This window comes from Companilactobacillus mishanensis (assembly GCF_003946505.1).
Lineage (GTDB): Bacteria > Bacillota > Bacilli > Lactobacillales > Lactobacillaceae > Companilactobacillus > Companilactobacillus mishanensis.
Genome location: NZ_RHON01000006.1, coordinates 69,821 through 92,200, shown reverse-complemented (window position 1 = coordinate 92,200; position 22,380 = coordinate 69,821). Strand labels below are relative to the sequence as shown.

Below are 22,380 nucleotides of genomic sequence, written 5' to 3'. Positions count from 1 at the left end.
AGAGGAAATTATGATGAAAGAAATGCAAAAAGAAACTACCGATTCAACTCATTACGGTGAATTCGGTGGTCAGTATATTCCTGAAACATTAATGACAGAATTGAACAATGTCGCAAAAGCCTATGACAAATATAAAGATGACCCTGATTTCAATAAAGAGTTACATGACTTGTTGAATAACTACGCCAACCGTCCTTCATTGTTATATTACGCAGAAAAAATGACAAAAGATCTCGGTGGAGCAAAAGTTTATCTCAAACGTGAAGACCTTAATCATACTGGTGCCCACAAGATCAACAATGTTATTGGACAAGCTCTTCTAGCAAAACGTATGGGTAAAACTAGACTAATTGCCGAGACCGGTGCTGGCCAACATGGTGTTGCCACTGCCACTATTGCCGCATTGTTTGGAATGGAATGTGAGGTATTCATGGGAAAAATGGATACTGAACGTCAAAAGTTGAACGTCTATCGTATGCAACTATTAGGTGCCAAAGTTCACCCCGTTACATCCGGTTCAATGGTCCTAAAAGATGCCGTTAATGCTGCACTTCAAGAGTGGACTACAAGAATCGACGACACATTCTATGTAATGGGATCAGCCGTTGGTCCATATCCATTCCCTCGCATGGTTCATGATTTCCAAAGTGTCATCAGTAAAGAAGCTAAAGCTCAAATACTCGAAGCAGAAGGAAAATTACCTGATGCCGTCGTAGCTTGTGTTGGTGGTGGTAGTAACGCCATTGGATCATTTGCTAATTTCATTGATGACAAAGATGTTAAGTTGTACGGTGCTGAAGCAGCTGGTAAAGGTGTTGATACCGACCAAACTGCCGCAACCGTTGAACGTGGAACGACCGGTGTTTTTCATGGTATGAAGTCACTCTTCTTACAAGATAAATTTGGTCAAATAGATAAGGTATATTCAATCTCAGCTGGACTAGATTACCCTGGCGTCGGTCCAGAACATGCTCAATTAGCCGAACTAAAACGTGCTAAATACGTCGGTATAACTGACGACGAAGCTGTAAATGCCTTCGAATATATCGCTAAAACTGAAGGAATCGTCGCAGCTATTGAAAGTTGTCACGCACTCGCTTACGTTATGAAACTTGCACCAACAATGAACAAAGATCAAATCATCATCTGTACCCTATCTGGTCGTGGTGATAAAGATGTTGCTTCAATCGCTAAATATAGAGGGGTAGATATTGATGAGTAAATTAAAAGAAGTTTTCGAAAATAAAAAAGCCTTTATTCCATTTATAGTGGCTGATGATCCAGATTTTGATACCACTGTAGAAAGTGTCGTAACATTAGCCGAAAATGGTGCTGACATCGTCGAACTAGGAATTCCATTCTCTGACCCAGTTGCTGATGGCCCAGTTATCCAGGATGCCGACTTGCGAGCATTCAAAGCCGGAGTCAACACCGACGTGGTTTTCGATATCGTCAAAAAAATACGTGAACGTACCGATGTTCCGCTAGTATTTTTAACTTATTTGAATATTGCTTTCAAATATGGTTACGAAGAATTCTGCACCAAGTGTCAATCTCTAGGCGTACTTGGATTAGTAATCCCTGACCTTTCACTTGAAGAACAAGGTGAACTAAAAGGCATTGCAAATAGTCACGACGTTGACATCATTCCATTAGTTGCTCCAACTTCTGGTGACCGGATTGAGGCAATTGCTGAAAGTTCTACTGGCTTCATCTATATGGTCAGTTCACTCGGTGTGACCGGAGTTCGAGAGGACTTTTCAAAACAACTTTCTACTACTGTAGATAGAATCAAGAAAGTTACAGACGTTCCGGTAGCGATTGGATTTGGTATTCATTCTCCTGAACAAGCTGAAGAATTATCAGGATTCTCAGACGGAATAATTATCGGAAGTGCCGTCGTTAAAATGATCGACGAAGGCAAGCCCACTTTACAAAACGACCTAGCAAATTTTGCTCAAGGTATCAAACAAGCTATTACAGTTAAAGCCTAAAAAGAAAAAAGTGTACTACAAATAATTTTTATAAATTAGATTTTATAAATATTTGTAGTACACTTTTTAGTATGTTAATCATACGAAAACGGGGAGAATAATATGATAGATCTTTGGATTATTTGGGTTATCATTGCAATTTTGGTTCTGAATACATTGTCGGCCCTAATCACTGTTTTCCATAGACCACGTAACATTGTTACTACCTGGGCATGGATTCTTGTTCTCATGCTTTTACCTGTAGTTGGCTTTTTGATTTACGCGTTCTTTGGTCGGGGAATCGCCCAAGAAAAAATATTTAATATCAGCAATCAGGAACATATCGGACTTCATCAATTGAAGAAAATGGAACTTGATGCTAAATCTAAAAAGCAGAATGGTTCGCGGACTGATGAAACTTATTACGCCAGACACGTCATCAGCTTTTTTGACAAAACAGAAGATACACCACTAACTCGTCATAATGAGATTGAACTTTATTATGATGGAAAAGAAAAATTCAAACGTCTTTTTGAAGATGTACGCAATGCTAAAGAAACAATTCACGTCGAATACTATGCCTTCATCAAGAGTAATATTGGCCAAGAGTTTTTGGACCTATTGACTGAGAAAGCCAAAGAAGGACTCGAAGTTAGAATTCTCTATGATCCATGGGGTTCTGGTGGCACAAACAAAAAGTGGTTCAAACCATTTGTTGACGCTGGCGGACAAGTTCTACCATTTATAACTTCAAAAAACGTCATCTACAAAACTCGATTGAATTATCATTTGCATAGAAAATTAGTAATTCTCGATGGTATCACTGGTTGGATCGGTGGATTCAACGTTGGTGACCAGTACGTTGGCGAATCAAAGAAATTTGGTTATTGGCGTGATACTCACATTCGTGTCAAAGGTACCGCGACACTATTGATGCAAGAAAGATTTTTCCAGGACTGGAATGCTTCGATTGATCATGGCATCAAACCTCTAGTCTTTCTAGAAAAATATTTCCCTGCTGATAAGTCAAATACTAACGCTAACTTACCTATCCAAATCGTGTCAGATGGACCTGATTCTCGACAAGAAATTTTGAAAGATGGATTCATCGATATGATCGTCAACGCTAAAAAGAGTGTCTGGATCCAAACTCCTTATTTGATACCCGATGACCCTATGTTCACCGCTTTGACAATAGCATCACGTTCAGGTGTTGATGTCAGGATAATGGTTCCATGTATGCCTGACCACCCGTTCATCTATCGTGCGACCCAATATTACTCAAACTTGCTGACTCAATTTGGAATCAAGATTTACAGTTATGAAAAAGGCTTCTTACACGCTAAAACTTCAATAATTGATGAAAAAATTTGCTCAGTCGGTTCAATGAATCACGACTTCCGTAGTTACTCATTAAACTTTGAGGCAAATGCCTTTATCTATGATTCAAAAATAGCTCATAAAGTTAAACGTTCATTTGAAAAAGACATGGAAGATTCCATTTTGATCACTCAAGAAGTTATTGATAATCAGGGAGTTTGGATGCACTTCAAACAACGCTTCTCACGTCTACTTTCACCAATCCTATAAACACAAAATCGACCCCATAATGAGGTCGATTTTTTTAGTTAACACTATTTAAATTTCCTGCCATAGCAAGTCCTTTATTTCTCTTACGTTCAGTATGCGATCTCCAATATGAAGATAGAACTGAACCAGAAATATTGTGCCAAACACTAAAGATAGTGGATGGAATTGCGGCTGCCGGTGAAAAGTACATCATCGACAAGGTAGCGCCAAGACTTGAATCCTGCATACCTACTTCGAAAGTTATCGCCTTTCGTTGTGGGTCTTTTAGTCTGATCAATTTTGAAAAGAGAAATCCTAATCCATAGCCAGATAAATTATGAAGGATAACTACTGGTATAACTAAAGCAGTTGTAGCTGTGAATAGTTCAGCGTGGTTGGCTGAGATAACAGCACCGATGATCAACAAGATTGCTGTTTGAGATACTAATGGCAATACTTTAGTGATATTATCAACTTTCTTACCAAAAAAGGTGTGAATCAGAACGCCTAATATGATTGGCACGAGAACAATTCTTATTGTACTTAAGAATAGAGATGTAGTTGGAATCGATACATATTGACCGGCAAAGAGCATCAACAAACTAGGCAAAGCGATTGGTGCCAATAACGTTGAAAGTGTTTCGATTGAAACATCTAAGGCAACATCCCCTCCTGCTAAATATGCCATAACGCTGGATGATGTTCCGCTAGGACATGATCCAACCAGTATTACACCAACAGCTGTCGCACCGGTCAAATGGAAAATTTGACAAAGCAACCAAGCAATCGTTGGCATGATGACATAATGTGCCACGGTTCCTAGAATTACCGGCAGCGGACGTTTAACAATTCTAGCGAAATCTTCACCACGTAACGTCAAACCCATTCCGAATAAGATTATGCCTAATAAATACGAAGTGTTGGGAATGACCCACTGGCTCGTTTGTGGTAATAAATAATTAAAGATAGCCCAAATGACGACTAGAATAGTAAACCAACGTCCTATCCAATTGCCAAGTTTCTCTGCTTTTTCCAATGTGATCACTCCATTCTCAATTTTTTATTTTATCGATAATATCCTAAAGCATACCTTGCATTACGACTCATTTTGTCTGGTGACCAAGCTGGCTCCCAAACTAAGTCAATTTTTACTTCATCAATTTCAGGTAATTGTTCAAGTGCTGATTGAATCATAGTTTCCAAAACAGCCGAGATTGGACATCCCATTGTTGTTAAAGTCATTTTTACGGTACAAACTTTATCTTCTAAACTGAGTCCATAGATAAGACCCAAATTTACTAAATCAACTTTCAATTCTGGATCGATAACTTTCATCAACTGTGCAAGCATCCTGTCTTGCAAGTCTTCGACATCATTTTCTGTAGTAACTTTTTTCATTTCATCTACCATGATCAGTCACCACTCTCTGCTGGCTCTTCGGCAGCCTGTTTTTTTCCAAATAAATCATCAGCACCGAGCATGACACCACCAGTATTGGCGGAAGTAACTAAGTATTGATATCTAGCTAAATATCCAAAACGGACCTTCGGTTCAAATGGTTTGACATCTTTACGACGTTCAGCAAATTCTGCTTCAGATACGTCAACATCAAGCGTTCTGTTAGTCAAATCGATGGTGATTTTATCGCCATCATGGATCAAACCGATTTCCCCACCAGAGGCAGCTTCAGGTGAAACGTGTCCAACACAGATTCCATGAGTAGCACCTGAAAATCTTCCATCAGTGATCAAGGCAACCGTACGTCCAAGGCCACGTCCGATAATATCTGAAGTAGGATTCAACATTTCTGGCATACCGGGCCCACCTTTAGGACCTTCATAGCGGATAACGACAACATCCCCAGCTTTGACAGTTCCATTATCGATACCCTCAACAGCGTCATCATGTGAATCAAAACAAACTGCTTTTCCAACAAACTTGTGGATGTCAGGATCGACACCAGCAACCTTGATTACAGAACCTTGCCTGGCCACATTTCCATATAAAATAGAAAGTCCACCTTGTTCTGAATATGGATTATTCAATGGGCGAATAACTTCAGGGTTCTTAGTTACCGCACCAGCAACATTCTCACGAATGGTTTTACCAGTGACTGTCATTCGGTCTGGATGGAAGACACCCTTTTCGATCAACTCATTCATCAGAACGGGAATCCCTCCAGCTTGATGAACATCTTCCATTGTCCAAGCAGATGATGGAGCAATTTTTGCCAAATGAGGTGTGCGTTTAGCGATTTTATTGATTTCTTCTTCGCTATAATCAACACCAGCCTCATGAGCGATTGCCAATCCATGAAGAACCGTATTCGTTGAACCACCCATGGCCATATCGAGTGCGAAGGCATCGTCGAAGGCTTCTTTAGTCATGATGTCACGTGGTTTCAAATCGTTTTTAACATTTTCCATAACACGTCTGGCTGCTGCTCTGACCAAGTCACGTCTTTGATCAGAAACTGCCAAAGCAGTCCCGTTATAAGGCAAAGCCAATCCGAAGGCTTCCATTAATGAGTTCATTGAATTTGCGGTATACATTCCTGAACACGAACCACAACTTGGACAAGCATTTCGTTCCAATTCCATGAAATCATCTTTGGACATCTTGCCATCTTTGAAAGCTCCAACGGCTTCGAAAACACTAGATAATGTGGCAGCTTTACCATTCGGATCGACGCCAGCTTTCATTGGACCACCAGAAACAAAGGCACAAGGGACGTTAGTTCTTACGGACGCCATCAACATACCAGGAGTGATCTTGTCACAATTTGGCATGTACAATACACCATCGAACCAATGAGCATTGATAACTGTTTCAGCAGAATCAGCGATAATTTCACGACTAGGAAGTGAATATCTCATTCCGATATGTCCCATGGAAATCCCATCATCAACACCGATAGTATTGAATTCAAATGGAATTCCTCCAGCCTTTCGGATCTCTTCTTTAGCGATGTCAGCTAATTCTCTTAGATGAACATGGCCAGGAACAATCTCGATATAGGAGTTACAAATAGCAATGAAAGGCTTCTTCATATCCTCTGGATTTTTAACTTGTCCAGTCGCGTATAACAAACTACGACCAGGTGCACGATCGACACCGACTTTGATTTCATCGCTTCGTTTCTGCATATCTTTACCGCTAACACTGAAATTTAATGTATCGCTCATCTTCCCATCCTCTTTTCTTCATTTCTGTAACTACTTTGGATAAACTGCTACTCTTGTTGCACCAATTTTTTGAACAGCAATTGGTTTCTGATAAAAACTAGTTAAATTCTCTTCTGATAACAAATCGTTTCTTTGTCCTGTGGCGACAACATTTCCTGCTCTTAATAAAAGGATGTGATCGAACACAGGCAGTATCTCTTCGGTATAATGCGAGACTAGTAATAAAGCTGGACTGTCTGGGCTTTCTGCAATGTGTTGAATACGTTCCAGTAGCTCTTCTCTAGCAAACAGATCCAGTCCATTACAAGGCTCATCTAAAATTAATAATTGTGGCTTCGTCATTAAAGCTCTGGCAATCAAAACTAGCTGTCTTTCACCCTGTGATAAAACTGCATAAGGCTTAGATAATAATTTTTCTCCACCAAGATTACACAACAATTGCCGTGCCTGTTCCATATCGTCTTTTGAATAATCCTGATAGATACCAATACTGGCAAATTTTCCCGAAAGTACTATCTCATCAACGATATCTCCAGGGTGCAATTCATCTTGTAACGCCGTGCTGACCCAGCCAATTTTCGTCTTCAGCTCTGGAATACTAATGTGACCAAACTTGCCACCTAGAACTTCCAAGGAACCAGAAGTAGGCCAAAGATCACCGTGAATCATTTTCAAAAGAGTGGTTTTACCAGCTCCATTCAAGCCAAGAATTGCCCAATTTTCCTTAGCTTTGACCCGCCAAGATATGTCATTCAGTATTTGTCTCTTACCACGTTGAACTGAAACATGATCAAAATTCAAAATGTCATTCATTCGCCTACCCCCTCCCAATTAGCTAATTTGGCAATAATTAAATAAGCCTACCCAAGACTCATTTTTCTGGCAGGCCTCTTTAATTATTCAAATATTAAATTATGCGTTTTGTGGGGTACTATATTTATCTGCTTCTTTAACGAATGGCATTCTTTCACGAAGTCCTTCACCAACTTCTGAAAGTAGTGAGTGAGCTGAACGTTCGCGGAGTTTGTACAATTCTGGGAAGCCAGCACGATAATCTTTCATAAAGTCTTTAGCAAATTTTCCATTTTGGATATTTTCCAAAGCGTCTTTCATAGCTTGCTTAGATTCTGGTCCGACAACCTTTGGTCCAACAACATATGAACCATATTCAGAAGTGTTCGAACAGTCAGCGTACATCTTGTTGAAACCACCTTCGTAGATTAGGTCACAGATCAATTTCATTTCATGTTCAACTTCAAAGTAAGCTAATTGTGGTGAATAACCTGCTTCAGTCAATACTTCAAATCCAGTTTCGATAAGTGCTGTAACACCACCCATTAGAACATTTTGTTCACCGAATAGATCTTCTTCAGTCTCTTCTTTAAATGTTGTCTCCAACAATCCAGCTCTTGCGGCACCATTACCTTTGGCAAATTCTTTTGATAAATCTTCAGCGTGTCCAGAATAATCTTGGAAATAACCATACAATGCTGGAACACCAAATCCTTCTTTATAAGTACGACGACACAAGTTACCTGGTCCTTTAGGTGCCATCATTACGACATCAACATCTGCTGGAGGAACGATTTCCTTATAATGAACGTTGAAACCATGTGAGAATCCGAGAACATCGCCAGGTTTCAAATTAGGTTCAACTGATTCTTTATATACATCTGACATAACTTCATCAGGCGTCAACATTTGTACCCAGTCAGCTTTTTTAACTGCTTTCGCAACTGAATAAACTTCGAATCCATCAGTTTTTGCATTATCGAATGATTTACCTGGACGAACACCTACAACAACGTGGTATCCTGAATCTCTCAAATTATTAGCTTGGGCATGACCTTGTGAGCCATAACCAACAAAAGCTAGTGTCTTTCCTTCTAGATAATTAGTTTGTACGTCCTTGTCATATAACATTTCTACTTTCATAAGTGGTTCCTCCGTGTAATTTTATTATTTGTTTTATTTATCTAATCCCATCATTTCGTCATTGGCTGAACCGGGAGCAATCATTGGATAAACTTGCTCCAATTCGGGAATGGAAACGTGGATCAATGCTGGTTCATTTTTTTCAAAAAGCTTATTTAATTTACTATCTAAATCATCATTTTTAGTTAATTCATAATATGCTACGCCATATGCACTGGCTAATTTTTCAAAATCTGGTTGATGTGTGAAAACTGTTTGAGAACGGCGTTTGTCATAGAATTCATCTTGCCATTGTCTAACCATGCCTAAGGCACGATTGTTAAGCAAAATGATTTTAATATTCAACTTTTCAGCGGCTAATACTTCTAATTCTTCACTAGTCATCTGAATCCCACCGTCACCAACGAATAATACGACATCTTTTTTTGGATCAGCGTATTTTGCTCCAATAGCGGCTGGCAAGCCAAAGCCCATAGTACCAAGACCTCCAGAAGTAACTAGTTGGCGTTGATGTTTAAATGGATAGAATTGTGCTACCCACATTTGATGTTGTCCAACATCCGTAACGACAGTTGCTTCTCCATTTGTGACTCGACCAACTGCTTCAATCACTTCTTGTGGCTTTAAAACATTGTCATCTTTACTATAGTGGAAAGTATGCTTTGTTTTATTATCTTGAGTTCTTTTCAGCCACGATTGTGATGAAGTTTTTTCTACTGGTGCATTATTTAAATATTCCAATGCTTTCTTAGCATCTGCTACAACTGAGTATTGCGTTGTAACGATACGGTCGATTTCATTAGTGTCGACGTCAACGTGTGCTACTTCAGCATTTGGAGCAAATTTAGAAACATTAGGAACTAGACGATCATCGAATCTCGAACCGACGTTCAATAGAAAGTCACATTCTTGAAATGCCATATTGGAAGCATAAGATCCGTGCATTCCACCCATTCCTAAAAATAGTGGATCATCATTTTTCAAAATTCCTAACCCTAACAAGGTAGAGACAACTGGAATTTGCCATTTATGGGCAAATTCGGCAGCTAGTTCTCCTGCATTAGAAGCTCCAACTCCGGCTCCAAACAAAAGTAATGGTTTCTTGGCCAATTTTAGTTTAGCTAGAATAGCATTCAATTGATTTTTTTGTTCAGCCGTTAATTCTGAATCGTCTACTCCACTACACGCAGGTTGATTGTCTTCGAAAGTCATGGAAGCCATTACGTCTTTAGGAAGATCGACAAGTACTGGTCCTTTTCGTCCTGATTGTGCAATTTTAAAAGCTTTGTCCAAAGTTTTCGCTAAGTCTGAAATTTGCGTGACTTGGAAATTAGCTTTGGTAACAGCCTTTGTCATACTGATTACATCCAGCTCTTGAAATGCATGAGTGCCAATGGCACCAGTTCCGACCTGACCTGTCAAAACAACCATCGGAGCGGAATCCATCATTGCGTCAGCGATTCCAGTAATAGCATTAGATGCGCCTGGTCCACTTGTGACCAAAATGACGCCCGTCTTCCCCGTAACTTTGGCATAACCTTCGGCTGCATGTGCTGCACCCTGTTCATGTCTGGTCAAAATATTTGTAAATGAAGATGTGAAAATAGTGTCGTAGATCGGTAAAACAGCCCCACCTGGATAGCCGAAAAGTAATTCGACGTCGTGGTCGTTTAGCGACTTAATCAAAGATTCAGCTCCGCTAATTCGTTTTTGTTCACCGTCCGACTGTTTTGCTAACATAAATAGATCCCCCTTCCGTAGCAATTCGATTTAATTGATTGATCGAATTTAAATGTCATTTCAGCAAGTTAGATTATTTGTATTTTAATTAGAAAATCGATTGATTTTGATTACAAAACGTTTCGTGCTTGTTGATGACCACAAATTTATACGTCAGGTTTGATTATGTCAAGCGTGTTTTTTGAAATTGTGTGAAATTATTCATCAGTTTTCAAGTCGCTATATAGGTAGCTTTTTAGTCTAAAAATAAATAAAATAATTTTTCAAAACAAATAAATTCACGATTAACGGTTGACATGAGGGCTCACAGTGTTAAGTTAAGAGAAATTAAAAACAAATTAGAACGGATTTTAATGTTCTGACCCTTTGACGCAAGTCGAAGAGCCTTTTTGTTTAAAGAAAGGGATGTTGAATTATGCCAGCACACATCATACCAGCCGCATCAAATGCGCTAATGCTCAAGCATTTAGAGTCAGAAGGCTTTGACAAAGTGTACTTAGATAGTCGACTAGCAACCGCTCAGCTTTTGGGCAGCTACAATACCGATCTATTAAGCATGTCTGCATACTTAGACTACGTTTCACGTCTAGCTGCAGTTACGGATATGCAAGTACTCGCTGATGCCAGTGTTTCAGATAACGCATGGACTCTGTCTAACAGTGTTTATGCACTACAAGAAGCAGGATGCCATGCTGTCGTCGTGACTGATGCTGGCTTTGACACAGCAGAACAACTGGGCCATGCCTTAAATACACTAAACAAAGCCATCTCTGACGAAACTTTTGAAGTTATTGTCAAATTAGATGGCTTTGTTAAGTATGGCCTTGATGAACTCCAAGCAAGAATTGATATTGCTCAAATTAGTGGTATAGACCAAATTATTATTAGCAACATCTCAAACGCAGATGTTGTCATTATTAAGGCCGTCGCTACAACGGTCTTGATTAGCCTAATCATTGATAACGAGAATATTACTTACTACGGAGCTCAACAGCTTAATCCCAAATTTATCTTGGATACGTATCATGTTTATACCGGACTGATCCAATCAGCACGAACAATCAGCCAAAACATGATTTTGAAACTATTCATGGGCTAGATTTACATCTAGTCGACAAAAGGGTTATCTGCTTACGAGCGGATAACCCTTTTTTTGTACCACAAATAAAAAAACAAACGAGGAAAGAACAATGACAACAACTACAAAAACAGTTTTAACCGAAGAAGAAGTTCAAAAAGCTTACGAAGTACTCAAGCCAGTCGTGGAACATACTCCACTCCAACATAGCGAATACCTATCACAAAAATATAATTGCCAAGTTTACTTGAAACGTGAAGATCTTCAAGCAGTCCGATCATTCAAGATCCGCGGAGCCTATTACGCAATCTCCCAAACTCCTGAAGATGCCAGAAAGCGTGGAGTTGTTTGTGCCAGCGCCGGAAATCATGCCCAAGGAGTAGCTTGGACCAGTGCGAAAATGGATATCCCATCAACAATCTTTATGCCAACAACCACTCCACAACAAAAAGTTGATCAAGTAAAATTTTTTGGAGGAAAGAATGCAACTATCAAGTTGACCGGTGACACATTCGACGAAGCAAATGCGGCAGCTAATGAATTCTGCGAAGAGAACAACCAAACATTCATCGCTCCATTTAACGATCTGCACACTATGGCGGGACAAGGAACGTTGGCAGTCGAAGTTTTCAAAGATGCAGAGGAGAAAAATCTTGATGTTGATTACTTATTCGCTGCAGTCGGTGGTGGCGGATTGATCAGTGGAGTAAGTACCCATACTAAAGCAGTCAGTCCAGACACGACTGTTGTCGGAGTAGAACCAAGTGGTGCCAGCTCAATGGCCAAAGCATTTTCACTAGGACATCCCGTCAATTTGGAGAAAGTCGATACATTTGTTGATGGAGCAGCCGTCAGAAAAGTCGGACAATTGACATATAATACCTGCCAAGAATACGTGGATCGATTAGTTCAAGTACCGGAAGGATTGGACAGCAAGACCATCTTGGATGTTTATAGCAAAATGGCATTAGTCGCCGAACCCGCTGGAGCCTTGAGTATCGCAGCCTTGGAAGTTTATAAGGATCAGTTGGCTGGAAAAACTGTCGTATGTGTTGTATCTGGTGGAAATAACGATATCAATCGCATGCAAGAAATCGAAGAAAAGTCACTGATATATCAAGGATTACAACACTACTTTGTAGTCAGTTTTGCTCAAAGAGCTGGTGCTTTACGCGAGTTTGTTAATGTTGTTTTGAATCCGGACGATGACATTACTAAGTTTGAGTATACTAAGAAAGTTAACAGTAGTGATGGACCGGTTCTTGTTGGTGTTCGATTGGGCGATGCTGGTAATTTGGATTCTTTGTTGGAGCGGTTACGTGATTTTGATCCGGATTATATCAACTTGCAGGACAATCAGGCTTTGTATCGGATGATGGTTTAACTTCCGATTCCGGAAGAGAATTGATTTCTGTAATCAATGAACGTACGTCGCCTATGGCGCGTGCGCAACCTTCTAAAATGTTGGCTACGCCAACAAAATTAAGGATGCGTGGTGGACATCGCTTTGAGCTAAGCGCACTTCGTTTGCTAAGATAAAAATCACCACTGAGCCCAAATCTATTTCCCCACTCCATCTAGTTTTCAATCATCCTCTTTTGTTGTTTCGAATTCTCACTGTTTTTGTGGTGACGACTCTTATACAAAATTTGTGGCATAAATGATCACATTCGTCCTTGGTTGTTCAAAATTCATTCGTTACAAAATGTAATTAAAAACCCAACTACCTATCTCTATGAAATAATTCATTTTGACTGGACCATATAATAGAAGAAACTAAAAATTTTATATTGCCATTTAATACCCAAATGCCGATTGGAATGGTCTCAAACCGATATATTTTAAATATCCTATCTTTATGTAATTCATCGGATTGATTATTTGATTTGTTTGACTGGTTTCATGTCTGGCACTTATACTGAATTCATAGTTATTCAAATTATGTATGAATGAGGTTATATTATGGAATTGAGAATTCTTCGCTATTTCTTAATGGTGGTTCAAGAACAAAACATTAGTCGAGCTTCTGAACGTCTGCATATTTCTCAACCTACTGTTTCTCGGCAGCTTAAGGATTTGGAGGATGAGCTTGGTATTACCTTATTCGAACGTGGTAGTCGTACTATCCAACTTACTGAAGAAGGCCAATATTTAGCTGATCAAGCTAGACAAATTCTTGCTCTGACGGATAAAACTTTGGACAACATTCACAAAGAGAAGGATATCAGCGGTTCGGTCTACATTGGTAGTGCTGAATCTAAGATGATTATCACTGTTGCTCAATCCATTCACCATTTACGAGAAATTCATCCCAATATTCTTGTAAATATGATCAGTACTGATGCCATTAATATCAAGCAAAAGTTGGAAAATGGTGTCTACGATTTTGGAATCGTGATGGAACCTTTCGACAAAACTGACTATGATTTTGTTAAGTTACCGGGAGAAAGTAGTTGGGGTGTCTTAACCCTCAATAGTTCTCCACTGGCAAAAAAAGAATACATAACATTGTCTGACCTTGAGCATCTTAATTTGATAATATCTCAACAAAACGGAGTCAGAAATCTGCATCAAATTTTTGGACTGGAGAACGAGAACATCCATGTAGCGGCAACCTATAATCTACTCTACAATGCGTCCTTGATGGTATCCGCAGGAGTCGGCGATGCACTGACACTTGATGGAATTATAAACACAAACCAATCTGACCTAACATTCATTCCACTGAAACCAAGAGTAACAGCAGGTTCGACCTTAATAAGATTAAAAGGACAACGACTTTCGAAGGCAGCACAAGCAATATGGGACCAAGTGAAATCAGATATTTAAATAAAACCAAAAAAGGTAGTGTAAAATTAAACAAATTTTACACTACCTTTACTATTATCAATTTATTTATCTATACATAAATCTCAGGACATAACAGTATCCAATCCTCCAAAAGAAGATCCATTATGACCATTTCTACTACTCTTTAGATGTAGAACTCAAATCGATTTGAGTTCGGAATCGGCAGTAAAACACTACCTTACAACCAAAACAGAAACAGGAGAAAAACGTACCATATAACTAGCCTGACTGCCTAACAACCGTGGCAAACCCTGTTTTGTCTTAGAACCAACAATCAACAAATCTGGATCAACATCAGGAATAATTTTCTTAACGATTATCTCGCCGGCTTCATCGTCACCTTCAGCAGTTACACCGGAAACGTCTTTTACACCAGCATCCTTAGCTTCCTTTTCGTAATCCAAGATTCGTTCTTCCAAATGTTCACGCTTTTGCTCCATGAATTCTTTATCCAAAATCTCGTAAGCATTGATATTATTTACTTCTAAAATAGAGACGATATTAAGTTTGGCATCTTCATTCTTGGCACGGTGGATCGCATAGTCAAAAGCAAGTTGTGCGTCGGCTGTGTCATCGACTGCCACTAAAATATTATTGAAAGTTTTTGTGATCATTGCTGTTCACTCCCAACTAATTTTTCTTCTTCAGCTTCTTTTACTTTTGAAGCATATTTTTTATTGCCACGATATAGCTCTACGACTGTCCAAACTAGCATCAAGACTACCAAGACAATCAAGACATAGGCAATATTATCTGCCAAAGCAATTTGTGATTTGCTTGGATTATCACCAAAGAATGCTTCTATTTGTGCAGGTAAGCCAATCATATTTAAATAAGTTAATCCGATAACTGACAACCAACCGAGTAATTTTACCCAAAGTGAGTTCTTGAATTGTTTACCCATTTCGGTCTCACTGTCGGTCATCAACAATAATGGCAACATTGAGAATGGTAAGGCGAAGGCTAAGAATACTTGTGAATTGTTCATTAAGTCGTTCAAAGCAATATGTTCATCGATCGCACTCTTACCACTTGTTAAAGATACACAAATTAAAACTGGAATTACAGAAATAACTCTTGTGACTAATCGACGTAACCAGAGTGGCATCCGCATATGTACGAAACCTTCCATGATTACTTGTCCGGTCAAAGTACCAGTGATAGTTGAGTTTTGACCAGAAGCTAGTAAGGCAACGGCGAACAATGTTGAAAGAATACCTGACTTTGCTACACTTACTAACAAGCCATTGCTTAGAGTTGAAGTATTTGATAAAGCATCAAATAATCCGAAGAATGATGGATCTTTAACTGCACCGCTCTTGAAAACTGCAACACCCATTACTAGTAACAAAGCGTTGACGAAAAATGCTGCTGTTAATTGAATATTTGAATCCCATGCAGCAAATTTTACAGATTGAGCAACTTGTTTCTTGTCGCTGTGATCAATCTTTCTTGTTTGAGAAATTGCTGAATGTAAGTATAAATTATGTGGCATAACTGTCGCACCGATGATACCTAAGGCTCCTGTTAATGGAGTTTCACCACCGATATGTGGTGATTGAGAAAATGTTTTTGCGTTAGGAACGATACCTTTGATTACACCCAACCAGTTAGGTTGTGACAAGGCAACTTGGTAAGCAAAGACAAAAATAATAACTAAAATAAGACATACAACAATGGCTTCGATTTTTCTGAAACCAATTTTTGTTAAAAGTAATAATAGTAAAACATCAAATACAGTAATGAATACTGCGATTACCAATGGAATATGAAACAGTAAATATAGGGCGATTGCCGCACCAATTACTTCGGCAATATCTGTCGCCATAATAGCAAATTCTGTCATGATCCAAAGTGTTATGCCTAATGGTTTGCTCGTTCTAGCACGAATCGCTTGAGCAAGGTCCATTTGTGTTACAATTCCTAGTTTAGCAGCCATATATTGTAATAACATGGCAACTAAACTAGAAATAAGTATCACAGACATTAGTAAATATTCAAAATTTTGACCACCGGTAATTGAAGTTGACCAGTTACCAGGATCCATATATCCAACCGCAATCAGAGCACCTGGCCCCGAATATGCCAGAAGAGTTTTTACGAAACCTTTTCCCTTTGGAACCTCCACCGTGCTATTTATTTCTTCAAGTGAAGGACCATTGGCGTATTCGATCAGTTTACGTTTGCGTGGTTGTTCGATCTTATTCATTTTGGTACCTCCTTTGTTCTCAATCGAGCACATAATAGCACCATATTAAGACAGGCAAAGTATCTAGTTAGGATAACCTAACTATCCAAAAATGACTAAATTTATATCCCAGTAGCAACAAAAAAATGCTGTCCATTTCTGGACAGCATCGTAATTTTATATTTTAGTATGAATTTCTAACTCTACGTCTGTGATAAAGACTGTTCCCTTGACTCCAAAAGATGAAATTGAAGAACACGAATAATGCGCCAATGATAAGATCAGCTAATCCCCAAGTCATACGTGCAGAAACTAAAAGCCAAGTAACAAGAATAATCGATGATATTGGAATAATAGCGCCTAACCAAGCACGTTTATTATTCGCAAAAATGTATTTTTCCATTAATAAAGCAATTATAGAACCAAGTAAAATTAATGCTATTTGCATACCCTATCCCCACCATTATTGATTTCAATTTACATCCTACCATAGTAAGGCAAACAAATGTTCAAAATCAGCATAATTTTAATATTACATTTGAAATTGTTAATTATTAGACATTTATTTTTGAGGATTTTGCATTTGATTGAAAGCGGTTAATTGTTGAGATTATAGACCGCAATCCGTTGGATGAGATCAGCGGGGATTTTATCTTCATTTTTTGGAAAACGTAAGGTCGTCTTTCCGCTCAAATATGACTGTATCTCATCCGCAAACTCAGCAATTGGTTTAGTAGTTGGATAGAATCCAATATGTTTGCTTTGAATACCGAAGAAACAGATTTGTTTTGGTTGAAAATAACCAACTAAGTCATACGAAATACGGACTTCAGCATCAGGTAAAACTTCAGAAATAATTTCATTCATTTTAATAGCTAATTGTTTATCCTTGTCATCATCGAAACGTTTGATGTATGTTTGAAGTGCATCCATAATTTAACCTCACTTTAAATATTAAACTAATTGTAACCTATATTAAGGAGATTTAGCTTGTCAAAAACAATTAACATAAGGACATTATTCGAAATACTTCAAAAAGAATTGGGGCGACAAAACTGGTGGCCTGCTGATAGTACCGAGGAAATGCTGACGGGAATGGTGTTGATACAAAATACTAACTGGAAAAATGCTGATCGTTCTTTAGTGAATTTGCAGGATAAGACCGGTTTTCAACTAGATAAAATGTTGAATCTGAGTCTGGAAGAAATGGAAGAACTGATCCAACCAAGTGGTTTCTTCCATAATAAAGCAATCTATGTCAGATCATTGTTGACCGCCTACCGAGATAACTTTGATGAATGGTCCAAGCTTTCAACGAAAGATTTACGCAAACAACTATTAAAGTTAAAAGGCATCGGCAATGAAACGGCCGATGTCTTGTTATTGTACTATTTTGATCGTTCAACTTTTGTTGCTGATAACTATACAATGCGACTATTCAAGAATATGAAAGCCTTCAATATAAAACCTAAGTATATGGAATTGAAGAATCAAGTTGAACAAGATTTCGACTTCACACCTGATGAAGCCGGTGAATTTCACGCCTTGCTAGATGAGTTTGGAAAACCAAAATCTGACTTTTTTGATGACTATATTTTGGAATTGCCTGAGAATGTTAATTCGAATAAGTAGAATCGAATACTAATTTAAAACAACACCAGTTTTTCTAAATTGGTGGGTCCTTTTATAAAAAAAAATCATTTCATTTTTTTGAAAGTTTTTTAACAATTGAAAATACTTGTGGATTACCCAAAATTCCATTTACGTTTTCTCGGATTTTATTCTCATCATCAAACGAAAATTCATGCATATTTTTTATAACCTTATTCAATTCATTCTTAGTCATTGGGTGTTTCAAGTTATTTGCTGGCATTTTCATAAGTTTATACCTCTGAGTATCGATGTTTTTTAATAATACTTTGTATTATATTTACATTTTGATTTTAAAAAGAACCCACCATAATAATATCAATTATGGCGAGTTCTGTTGTTATATATTAAAATAATTCAAAAAAATGATTCAATCATGACACGACGTGGTCCAACAAATCTAAATCAATATACTGAGTATACATTTGTAATTACACATTACTGATGTAGACATCAGATTATATAAAAGCATTGCTCAAGATCAAGTGAAACATGTTCAACAATAAATTTCTCGATGTAATCATCATTTATTTTATTATTAGCCGTCATAGTGTTCAGCTGATTATTTGTCTGCCTTCACTCTATAATGAATTTTCACATTACTAATATCAACCTTTTTCAATGGCTTAGAGCGAAAGTACTTTGATTCGGTGACCCAAGTAAGGTCTTTATCGCTTTTATCAGCGTACGATCCCTTCCTTGGGAAGCTCTCAGTACCAATGGTCTTATCGTAATCAATGTCTGTGCTCCACAGGGTATCGCCATTTTTGTTTGGTTTTTCATCATTAACATAAAATGAATAAGTATAACCACCGCCAAATGCTTCTGGACTTACAAAAGTAAATGTCACACTCTCGATTCCTTCATATTCCCTAACAACTTGTCTGACAATCTTACGTTCTGATTCTCTATGAAACTGTTCCTCTTGTATTCTTTGGTCGACTTGATGTTGATGAAATTTAAAAATTCCAAATATAACGGATCCGACTATAATAACGGCCACCAAAATTTCAACTGAGATAATCATTTTCTTATTGTTGGTCATTTATCTACTCTCAATCTATAATTTATTTTTATCTTGCTTATATCAAATTTCTTCAAAGGATTTGAACGTAGATATTTTTGTGGAACATCACTGTCTGAATTACTAGTATTTCTAAATGCAAAACTGCCCTTATTTGGATATCCCATACTGGCCAAAGTCTTATCGCCTAGCACCATATAATCCCATAGATATTCCCTCTTATGGGCCGAATTCTCATTATTAACAAAAAAAGAGTATGTATAACCACTATTAGAATGATTAGTGGATACGTTTGTGAAAGTAACACTTTTAATTCCAGTAAATTTTTTACAGATATTTTCGACTATTTTGTTCTCAACATTCTTATGAAATTTTTCTTGTTGAATTCGTTCTTCTTTCTGGTGATTCTTGAATTTATCAATCCCAAATATAATGGACCCTATTAAAACAATAGTCACCAAAATTGTCACTGAAATTATTGATTTCTTCTTGTTGGTCATACCATATCCCCAGACATTACTTTCATATTATTTTCTCCCCGATTATTCCCCAATAATAATTACGAAATTAACACGATGTTTTTAATATAACAATATTTATAAATAAGAACAATATTTTTCAGTAACAAAAGAGCCACATCAAATGATGTGACTCTTTTCCGTATATTAATTTTATGAAAATACACGAGCAAATCCAGCAATATTACCTTTATTAGAGTAAATTGATGATCTACCAACTGTTCCTGGCCATGAATCAATCATGGTATTAGCATCTAGCAAGATACCTACGTGCCAGATAATTCCAGTTGATGGATCTGTGAAGAATACTAAATCACCACGTTGTCTTTGTGATGAAGGAATATGTGGCATTCTCCCATCTGTCCACATGTCACGACTATTCCATTCGTGGCCTGGTTGAGCATGTTGGATTGATCCAACTGGTGATGGGTTAATTCCTGAAGCGTACATTGCTTGGGTAACTAATCCTGAACAATCAACTCCGTACCAAGGTGAGCTGGCAGCACCAGAGACCCAAGGTTGGCCGATATATTTTGTTGCTTGATTGATCATTGCTTCAACGTGATCTGAACGTGAACTATTAGCATTTGTTTGTAATGGAGCAATGTATGAATCGATTCCATACCAGTCCTCATCTGAGAATCCCATTGCACGCCATGTTGGTAAATCAGTAACACCTGTTACTGGCAAACCAGCATTTGCTTGCACATTTCTTACTCGGCTGATAACTGATGAATCATAAATTGTATGGCTATTTGAAAGTCCGAAATACTTTCTTACTTTCCAAACTTTGATACCTTCAACGCCGCTGTATAAGTCATAACCAACGTTACCTTCTGGTTGGATCTGTGTGTTAGAAATTTGTAGCCAGCCAGCTGGATTTTGGTAAAGTGGTGCAGTTGTTGCATCGTTAGAATTGATCCAAGCATTATTTCCGACCATGTAATATGTAAGGCCGTTCAAGTCATCAGTACGAGCATATTGCCAACTTGTATTTGCACCAAGACTTGCGGCACCTGAATCAACGAAATCAGTATCGGTACGAGTATAAGTCTTTGCACCCCAACCTTGAGTACGAACGACGCCACTGTTTGGATGTCCAAATGTCAAAGTTACGTCAGTAGCATTGACGAAAGCATTTGTACTTACACGATAATATTGTGAGCCTGCTTGAGTAGAAAGCTTTTGATCAGTGACCCAGCCACTATTTGCTGCCAAGCTGACAGTCAATCTAGTACCTTGTGCATCGTAAAGATTCGATTGTTCGTTTCCAGTGGTAACAACACCATCAACAACAGGTGAAGTGATAGGTTGATCAGTTGCTTCAGCAGTGTTTGCTTGAGTCTGAACAGACTGATCATTCGTTGCTGCTTGAGTATTATTTTCTGTATTTGAAGTAGTAACTTCCGTTGCTTCTAAATTAGTTGTAGCGGCATCTTGCGTTGCTACTGGTTGCACATTTTCAGTGTTAACTGCGGTATCCGTTGCATCAGCTTTCACGTTATTTTGTAAAAGTCCAACTGAAATTCCAGCTAAAATTAAATTGCTAAAAAGAATAATTTTATGTCTATTTTTCATCCTAAATTACATCCCCTATATAAAATTAATAACTAATTGCTCTGCGTGATTGTGTATTCCAATTGGCAACAAAGGTATTGATATCCATTCGTGTCGTTTGGTTAGTCCAACAATCATTGTAGTAAACATACTGTGAATCGTACCCCGTAACTACAAGTGCGTGATATGGAAAACCGTGAAGCGTGTTCCAAGTAACAACTGGATGGCCGATGTTGATTTGATACTTGATGGCATCAAGATTTGAACCAGTCAAATCCTTGGCACTACCAGCATATTTTTCGACTAAGTTCATCAACGCTGATGGGAAAATCGTTATCCCGGTATTATCCCAAGGTTGACCGATATATCCATAATTAGGATCACTGCTTCTTGGCATTTCTTGAGCCAATTGCATCTTGTTAACATTAGCACCGCCATATTGAAGCATCATCGTAACTGCAGTTATCTCACAGCCATTTGGCAATTCTGGACGTTGAGAGATCATCGGAACACCACTGATCCAGTCAGCACTCTTCATATCTGGAGCATTTTCAACTACCAAATAATCTTGAGGAACCCAGACATTATTACCGATCTCATACCAATTTTTTCCATTCTTATTAGCTTTCTTATCGATTTTCCAAGTGGTATCAGTATCGACATTATTACCTGTATAAGAAGCGTTATCACCATAATTATTAAAGGTGTGAACACTTGCACCCTTCTTATACACGATTGAAGCCGTTGCATCATAGTTACTGACATTACTTGTAAACACACCCGCCGTTGAATTCACATATTCCTCAGTCGAAACACGGTAATAAGTATTACCTGTTGAGGAAGTTGCCAACTTATCAGTGTACCAAGCACTATCAGGTGACAGACTACGATTACTAGTTGATACACCAGTTGCATCAGTCAAAGGTGCAGTTTGGTCACCAACCGTGAACACCCCGTCAACATCCGTAGTTGCAGGAGTCACATTAGTTACTTCGCCAGATTCACTAGTAGTCTGCTGAGCTTGATCAGCATGTACTATAGAAGGAATCGAAAAAATTCCGAGTGAAAATAAGATTCCCGCACTGACTGCGTACTTAATTGTTCTCTTCATAT

22 protein-coding genes are annotated in these 22,380 nt (G+C 38.2%); 7 read left to right on the top strand and 15 right to left on the bottom strand.

Annotated elements, in window-relative coordinates:
* Positions 1 to 13 precede the first annotated feature (13 nt).
* From trpB to cls, 3 genes are all read left to right on the top strand, one after another.
* Positions 14 to 1,222: a tryptophan synthase subunit beta gene (gene trpB / locus EKM63_RS08205; RefSeq protein ID WP_125705621.1), complete on the top strand. Its 1,209-nt coding sequence runs from the start codon at positions 14 to 16 to the stop codon at positions 1,220 to 1,222.
* On the top strand, positions 1,215 to 1,994 hold the full coding sequence (gene trpA / locus EKM63_RS08200) for a tryptophan synthase subunit alpha (protein WP_125705545.1): 780 nt from the start codon (positions 1,215 to 1,217) through the stop codon (positions 1,992 to 1,994). Before trpB ends, trpA begins: the two co-directional genes overlap by 8 nt.
* A 102-nt stretch (positions 1,995 to 2,096) precedes the next feature.
* Positions 2,097 to 3,563, top strand: a complete 1,467-nt coding sequence (gene cls / locus EKM63_RS08195) for a cardiolipin synthase (protein WP_125705543.1) — start codon at positions 2,097 to 2,099, stop codon at positions 3,561 to 3,563.
* A 34-nt stretch (positions 3,564 to 3,597) separates the two neighbouring features.
* On the opposite strand, the gene EKM63_RS08190 is transcribed toward cls, so the two are convergent.
* From EKM63_RS08190 to ilvB, 6 genes are all read right to left on the bottom strand, one after another.
* Positions 3,598 to 4,578: a bile acid:sodium symporter family protein gene (locus EKM63_RS08190; RefSeq protein ID WP_125705541.1), complete on the bottom strand. Its 981-nt coding sequence runs from the start codon at positions 4,576 to 4,578 to the stop codon at positions 3,598 to 3,600.
* 29 nt (positions 4,579 to 4,607) lie between these two features.
* Complete coding sequence (locus tag EKM63_RS08185; protein ID WP_125705540.1) at positions 4,608 to 4,952, bottom strand: metal-sulfur cluster assembly factor; 345 nt, start codon at positions 4,950 to 4,952, stop codon at positions 4,608 to 4,610.
* Between the two features lie 2 nt (positions 4,953 to 4,954).
* Positions 4,955 to 6,727 (bottom strand): dihydroxy-acid dehydratase, encoded by a 1,773-nt coding sequence (gene ilvD / locus EKM63_RS08180; RefSeq protein ID WP_125705538.1) that lies wholly within the window; start codon positions 6,725 to 6,727, stop codon positions 4,955 to 4,957.
* A gap of 30 nt (positions 6,728 to 6,757) precedes the next feature.
* A complete protein-coding gene (locus EKM63_RS08175) occupies positions 6,758 to 7,540 on the bottom strand; it encodes an ABC transporter ATP-binding protein (protein ID WP_125705536.1) in 783 nt (260 codons plus the stop codon).
* Between the two features lie 99 nt (positions 7,541 to 7,639).
* Positions 7,640 to 8,662: a ketol-acid reductoisomerase gene (ilvC, locus tag EKM63_RS08170; RefSeq protein ID WP_125705534.1), complete on the bottom strand. Its 1,023-nt coding sequence runs from the start codon at positions 8,660 to 8,662 to the stop codon at positions 7,640 to 7,642.
* 33 nt (positions 8,663 to 8,695) lie between these two features.
* Entirely contained in the window at positions 8,696 to 10,402 is a 1,707-nt protein-coding gene (ilvB, locus tag EKM63_RS08165) for a biosynthetic-type acetolactate synthase large subunit (RefSeq protein WP_125705532.1), read from the bottom strand.
* Between the two features lie 415 nt (positions 10,403 to 10,817).
* Here ilvB and EKM63_RS08160 point away from each other — a divergent pair, with 415 nt between their 5' ends.
* The 3 genes from EKM63_RS08160 to EKM63_RS08150 all read left to right on the top strand — a co-directional run bounded on the left by EKM63_RS08160 (position 10,818) and on the right by EKM63_RS08150 (position 14,309).
* Positions 10,818 to 11,501 (top strand): isocitrate lyase/phosphoenolpyruvate mutase family protein, encoded by a 684-nt coding sequence (locus tag EKM63_RS08160; protein WP_125705530.1) that lies wholly within the window; start codon positions 10,818 to 10,820, stop codon positions 11,499 to 11,501.
* Positions 11,502 to 11,592: 91 nt separating this feature from the next.
* Positions 11,593 to 12,864: a threonine ammonia-lyase IlvA gene (ilvA, locus tag EKM63_RS08155; RefSeq protein WP_125705528.1), complete on the top strand. Its 1,272-nt coding sequence runs from the start codon at positions 11,593 to 11,595 to the stop codon at positions 12,862 to 12,864.
* A 578-nt stretch (positions 12,865 to 13,442) separates the two neighbouring features.
* Positions 13,443 to 14,309 (top strand): LysR family transcriptional regulator, encoded by an 867-nt coding sequence (locus EKM63_RS08150; RefSeq protein WP_125705526.1) that lies wholly within the window; start codon positions 13,443 to 13,445, stop codon positions 14,307 to 14,309.
* A gap of 194 nt (positions 14,310 to 14,503) precedes the next feature.
* Here EKM63_RS08150 and EKM63_RS08145 read toward each other — a convergent pair whose 3' ends face one another.
* The 4 genes from EKM63_RS08145 to EKM63_RS08130 form a co-directional block, all read right to left on the bottom strand.
* A complete protein-coding gene (locus EKM63_RS08145; protein ID WP_125705524.1) occupies positions 14,504 to 14,944 on the bottom strand; it encodes a universal stress protein in 441 nt (146 codons plus the stop codon).
* Positions 14,941 to 16,539 (bottom strand): Nramp family divalent metal transporter, encoded by a 1,599-nt coding sequence (locus tag EKM63_RS08140; RefSeq protein ID WP_125705522.1) that lies wholly within the window; start codon positions 16,537 to 16,539, stop codon positions 14,941 to 14,943. The genes EKM63_RS08145 and EKM63_RS08140 overlap by 4 nt, the downstream gene beginning before the upstream one ends.
* A 163-nt stretch (positions 16,540 to 16,702) precedes the next feature.
* Positions 16,703 to 16,966, bottom strand: a complete 264-nt coding sequence (locus EKM63_RS08135) for a hypothetical protein (RefSeq protein WP_125705520.1) — start codon at positions 16,964 to 16,966, stop codon at positions 16,703 to 16,705.
* Positions 16,967 to 17,115: 149 nt separating this feature from the next.
* Complete coding sequence (locus tag EKM63_RS08130) at positions 17,116 to 17,451, bottom strand: iron chaperone (RefSeq protein ID WP_125705518.1); 336 nt, start codon at positions 17,449 to 17,451, stop codon at positions 17,116 to 17,118.
* 57 nt (positions 17,452 to 17,508) lie between these two features.
* On the opposite strand from EKM63_RS08130, the gene EKM63_RS08125 reads away from it, so the two are divergent.
* Positions 17,509 to 18,150, top strand: coding sequence for an endonuclease III domain-containing protein (locus EKM63_RS08125; RefSeq protein ID WP_125705516.1), 642 nt, complete (start codon positions 17,509 to 17,511; stop codon positions 18,148 to 18,150).
* Between the two features lie 70 nt (positions 18,151 to 18,220).
* Here EKM63_RS08125 and EKM63_RS11335 read toward each other — a convergent pair whose 3' ends face one another.
* The 5 genes from EKM63_RS11335 to EKM63_RS08105 form a co-directional block, all read right to left on the bottom strand.
* Entirely contained in the window at positions 18,221 to 18,397 is a 177-nt protein-coding gene (locus tag EKM63_RS11335; RefSeq protein WP_153494334.1) for a hypothetical protein, read from the bottom strand.
* A gap of 333 nt (positions 18,398 to 18,730) precedes the next feature.
* Positions 18,731 to 19,213, bottom strand: a complete 483-nt coding sequence (locus EKM63_RS08120; protein ID WP_125705514.1) for a hypothetical protein — start codon at positions 19,211 to 19,213, stop codon at positions 18,731 to 18,733.
* Positions 19,210 to 19,692 (bottom strand): hypothetical protein, encoded by a 483-nt coding sequence (locus EKM63_RS08115; RefSeq protein WP_125705512.1) that lies wholly within the window; start codon positions 19,690 to 19,692, stop codon positions 19,210 to 19,212. Before EKM63_RS08115 ends, EKM63_RS08120 begins: the two co-directional genes overlap by 4 nt.
* 171 nt (positions 19,693 to 19,863) lie before the next feature.
* On the bottom strand, positions 19,864 to 21,288 hold the full coding sequence (locus EKM63_RS08110) for an NlpC/P60 family protein (RefSeq protein WP_125705510.1): 1,425 nt from the start codon (positions 21,286 to 21,288) through the stop codon (positions 19,864 to 19,866).
* Between the two features lie 25 nt (positions 21,289 to 21,313).
* Positions 21,314 to 22,378 carry a C39 family peptidase gene (locus tag EKM63_RS08105; protein WP_125705505.1) on the bottom strand — a complete coding sequence of 355 codons (1,065 nt, stop codon included), beginning with the start codon at positions 22,376 to 22,378 and terminating at the stop codon, positions 21,314 to 21,316.
* Positions 22,379 to 22,380 lie beyond the last annotated feature (2 nt).

Excerpts from the sequence above, each read along its gene's own strand:
- EKM63_RS08120 (WP_125705514.1), bottom strand. The coding sequence starts at position 19,213 with ATGACCAACAATAAGAAAATGATTATCTCAGTTGAAATTTTGGTGGCC.
- trpB (WP_125705621.1), top strand. The coding sequence starts at position 14 with ATGAAAGAAATGCAAAAAGAAACTACCGATTCAACTCATTACGGTGAA.
- ilvC (WP_125705534.1), bottom strand. The coding sequence starts at position 8,662 with ATGAAAGTAGAAATGTTATATGACAAGGACGTACAAACTAATTATCTA.
- cls (WP_125705543.1), top strand. The coding sequence starts at position 2,097 with ATGATAGATCTTTGGATTATTTGGGTTATCATTGCAATTTTGGTTCTG.
- ilvD (WP_125705538.1), bottom strand. The coding sequence starts at position 6,727 with ATGAGCGATACATTAAATTTCAGTGTTAGCGGTAAAGATATGCAGAAA.
- EKM63_RS08185 (WP_125705540.1), bottom strand. The coding sequence starts at position 4,952 with ATGGTAGATGAAATGAAAAAAGTTACTACAGAAAATGATGTCGAAGAC.
- EKM63_RS08115 (WP_125705512.1), bottom strand. The coding sequence starts at position 19,692 with ATGACCAACAAGAAGAAATCAATAATTTCAGTGACAATTTTGGTGACT.
- EKM63_RS08160 (WP_125705530.1), top strand. The coding sequence starts at position 10,818 with ATGCCAGCACACATCATACCAGCCGCATCAAATGCGCTAATGCTCAAG.
- EKM63_RS08175 (WP_125705536.1), bottom strand. The coding sequence starts at position 7,540 with ATGAATGACATTTTGAATTTTGATCATGTTTCAGTTCAACGTGGTAAG.
- EKM63_RS08130 (WP_125705518.1), bottom strand. The coding sequence starts at position 17,451 with ATGGATGCACTTCAAACATACATCAAACGTTTCGATGATGACAAGGAT.
- EKM63_RS08135 (WP_125705520.1), bottom strand. The coding sequence starts at position 16,966 with ATGCAAATAGCATTAATTTTACTTGGTTCTATAATTGCTTTATTAATG.
- EKM63_RS08150 (WP_125705526.1), top strand. The coding sequence starts at position 13,443 with ATGGAATTGAGAATTCTTCGCTATTTCTTAATGGTGGTTCAAGAACAA.
- EKM63_RS08140 (WP_125705522.1), bottom strand. The coding sequence starts at position 16,539 with ATGAATAAGATCGAACAACCACGCAAACGTAAACTGATCGAATACGCC.
- trpA (WP_125705545.1), top strand. The coding sequence starts at position 1,215 with ATGAGTAAATTAAAAGAAGTTTTCGAAAATAAAAAAGCCTTTATTCCA.
- EKM63_RS08145 (WP_125705524.1), bottom strand. The coding sequence starts at position 14,944 with ATGATCACAAAAACTTTCAATAATATTTTAGTGGCAGTCGATGACACA.
- ilvA (WP_125705528.1), top strand. The coding sequence starts at position 11,593 with ATGACAACAACTACAAAAACAGTTTTAACCGAAGAAGAAGTTCAAAAA.
- EKM63_RS08105 (WP_125705505.1), bottom strand. The coding sequence starts at position 22,378 with ATGAAGAGAACAATTAAGTACGCAGTCAGTGCGGGAATCTTATTTTCA.
- ilvB (WP_125705532.1), bottom strand. The coding sequence starts at position 10,402 with ATGTTAGCAAAACAGTCGGACGGTGAACAAAAACGAATTAGCGGAGCT.
- EKM63_RS08110 (WP_125705510.1), bottom strand. The coding sequence starts at position 21,288 with ATGAAAAATAGACATAAAATTATTCTTTTTAGCAATTTAATTTTAGCT.
- EKM63_RS11335 (WP_153494334.1), bottom strand. The coding sequence starts at position 18,397 with ATGAAAATGCCAGCAAATAACTTGAAACACCCAATGACTAAGAATGAA.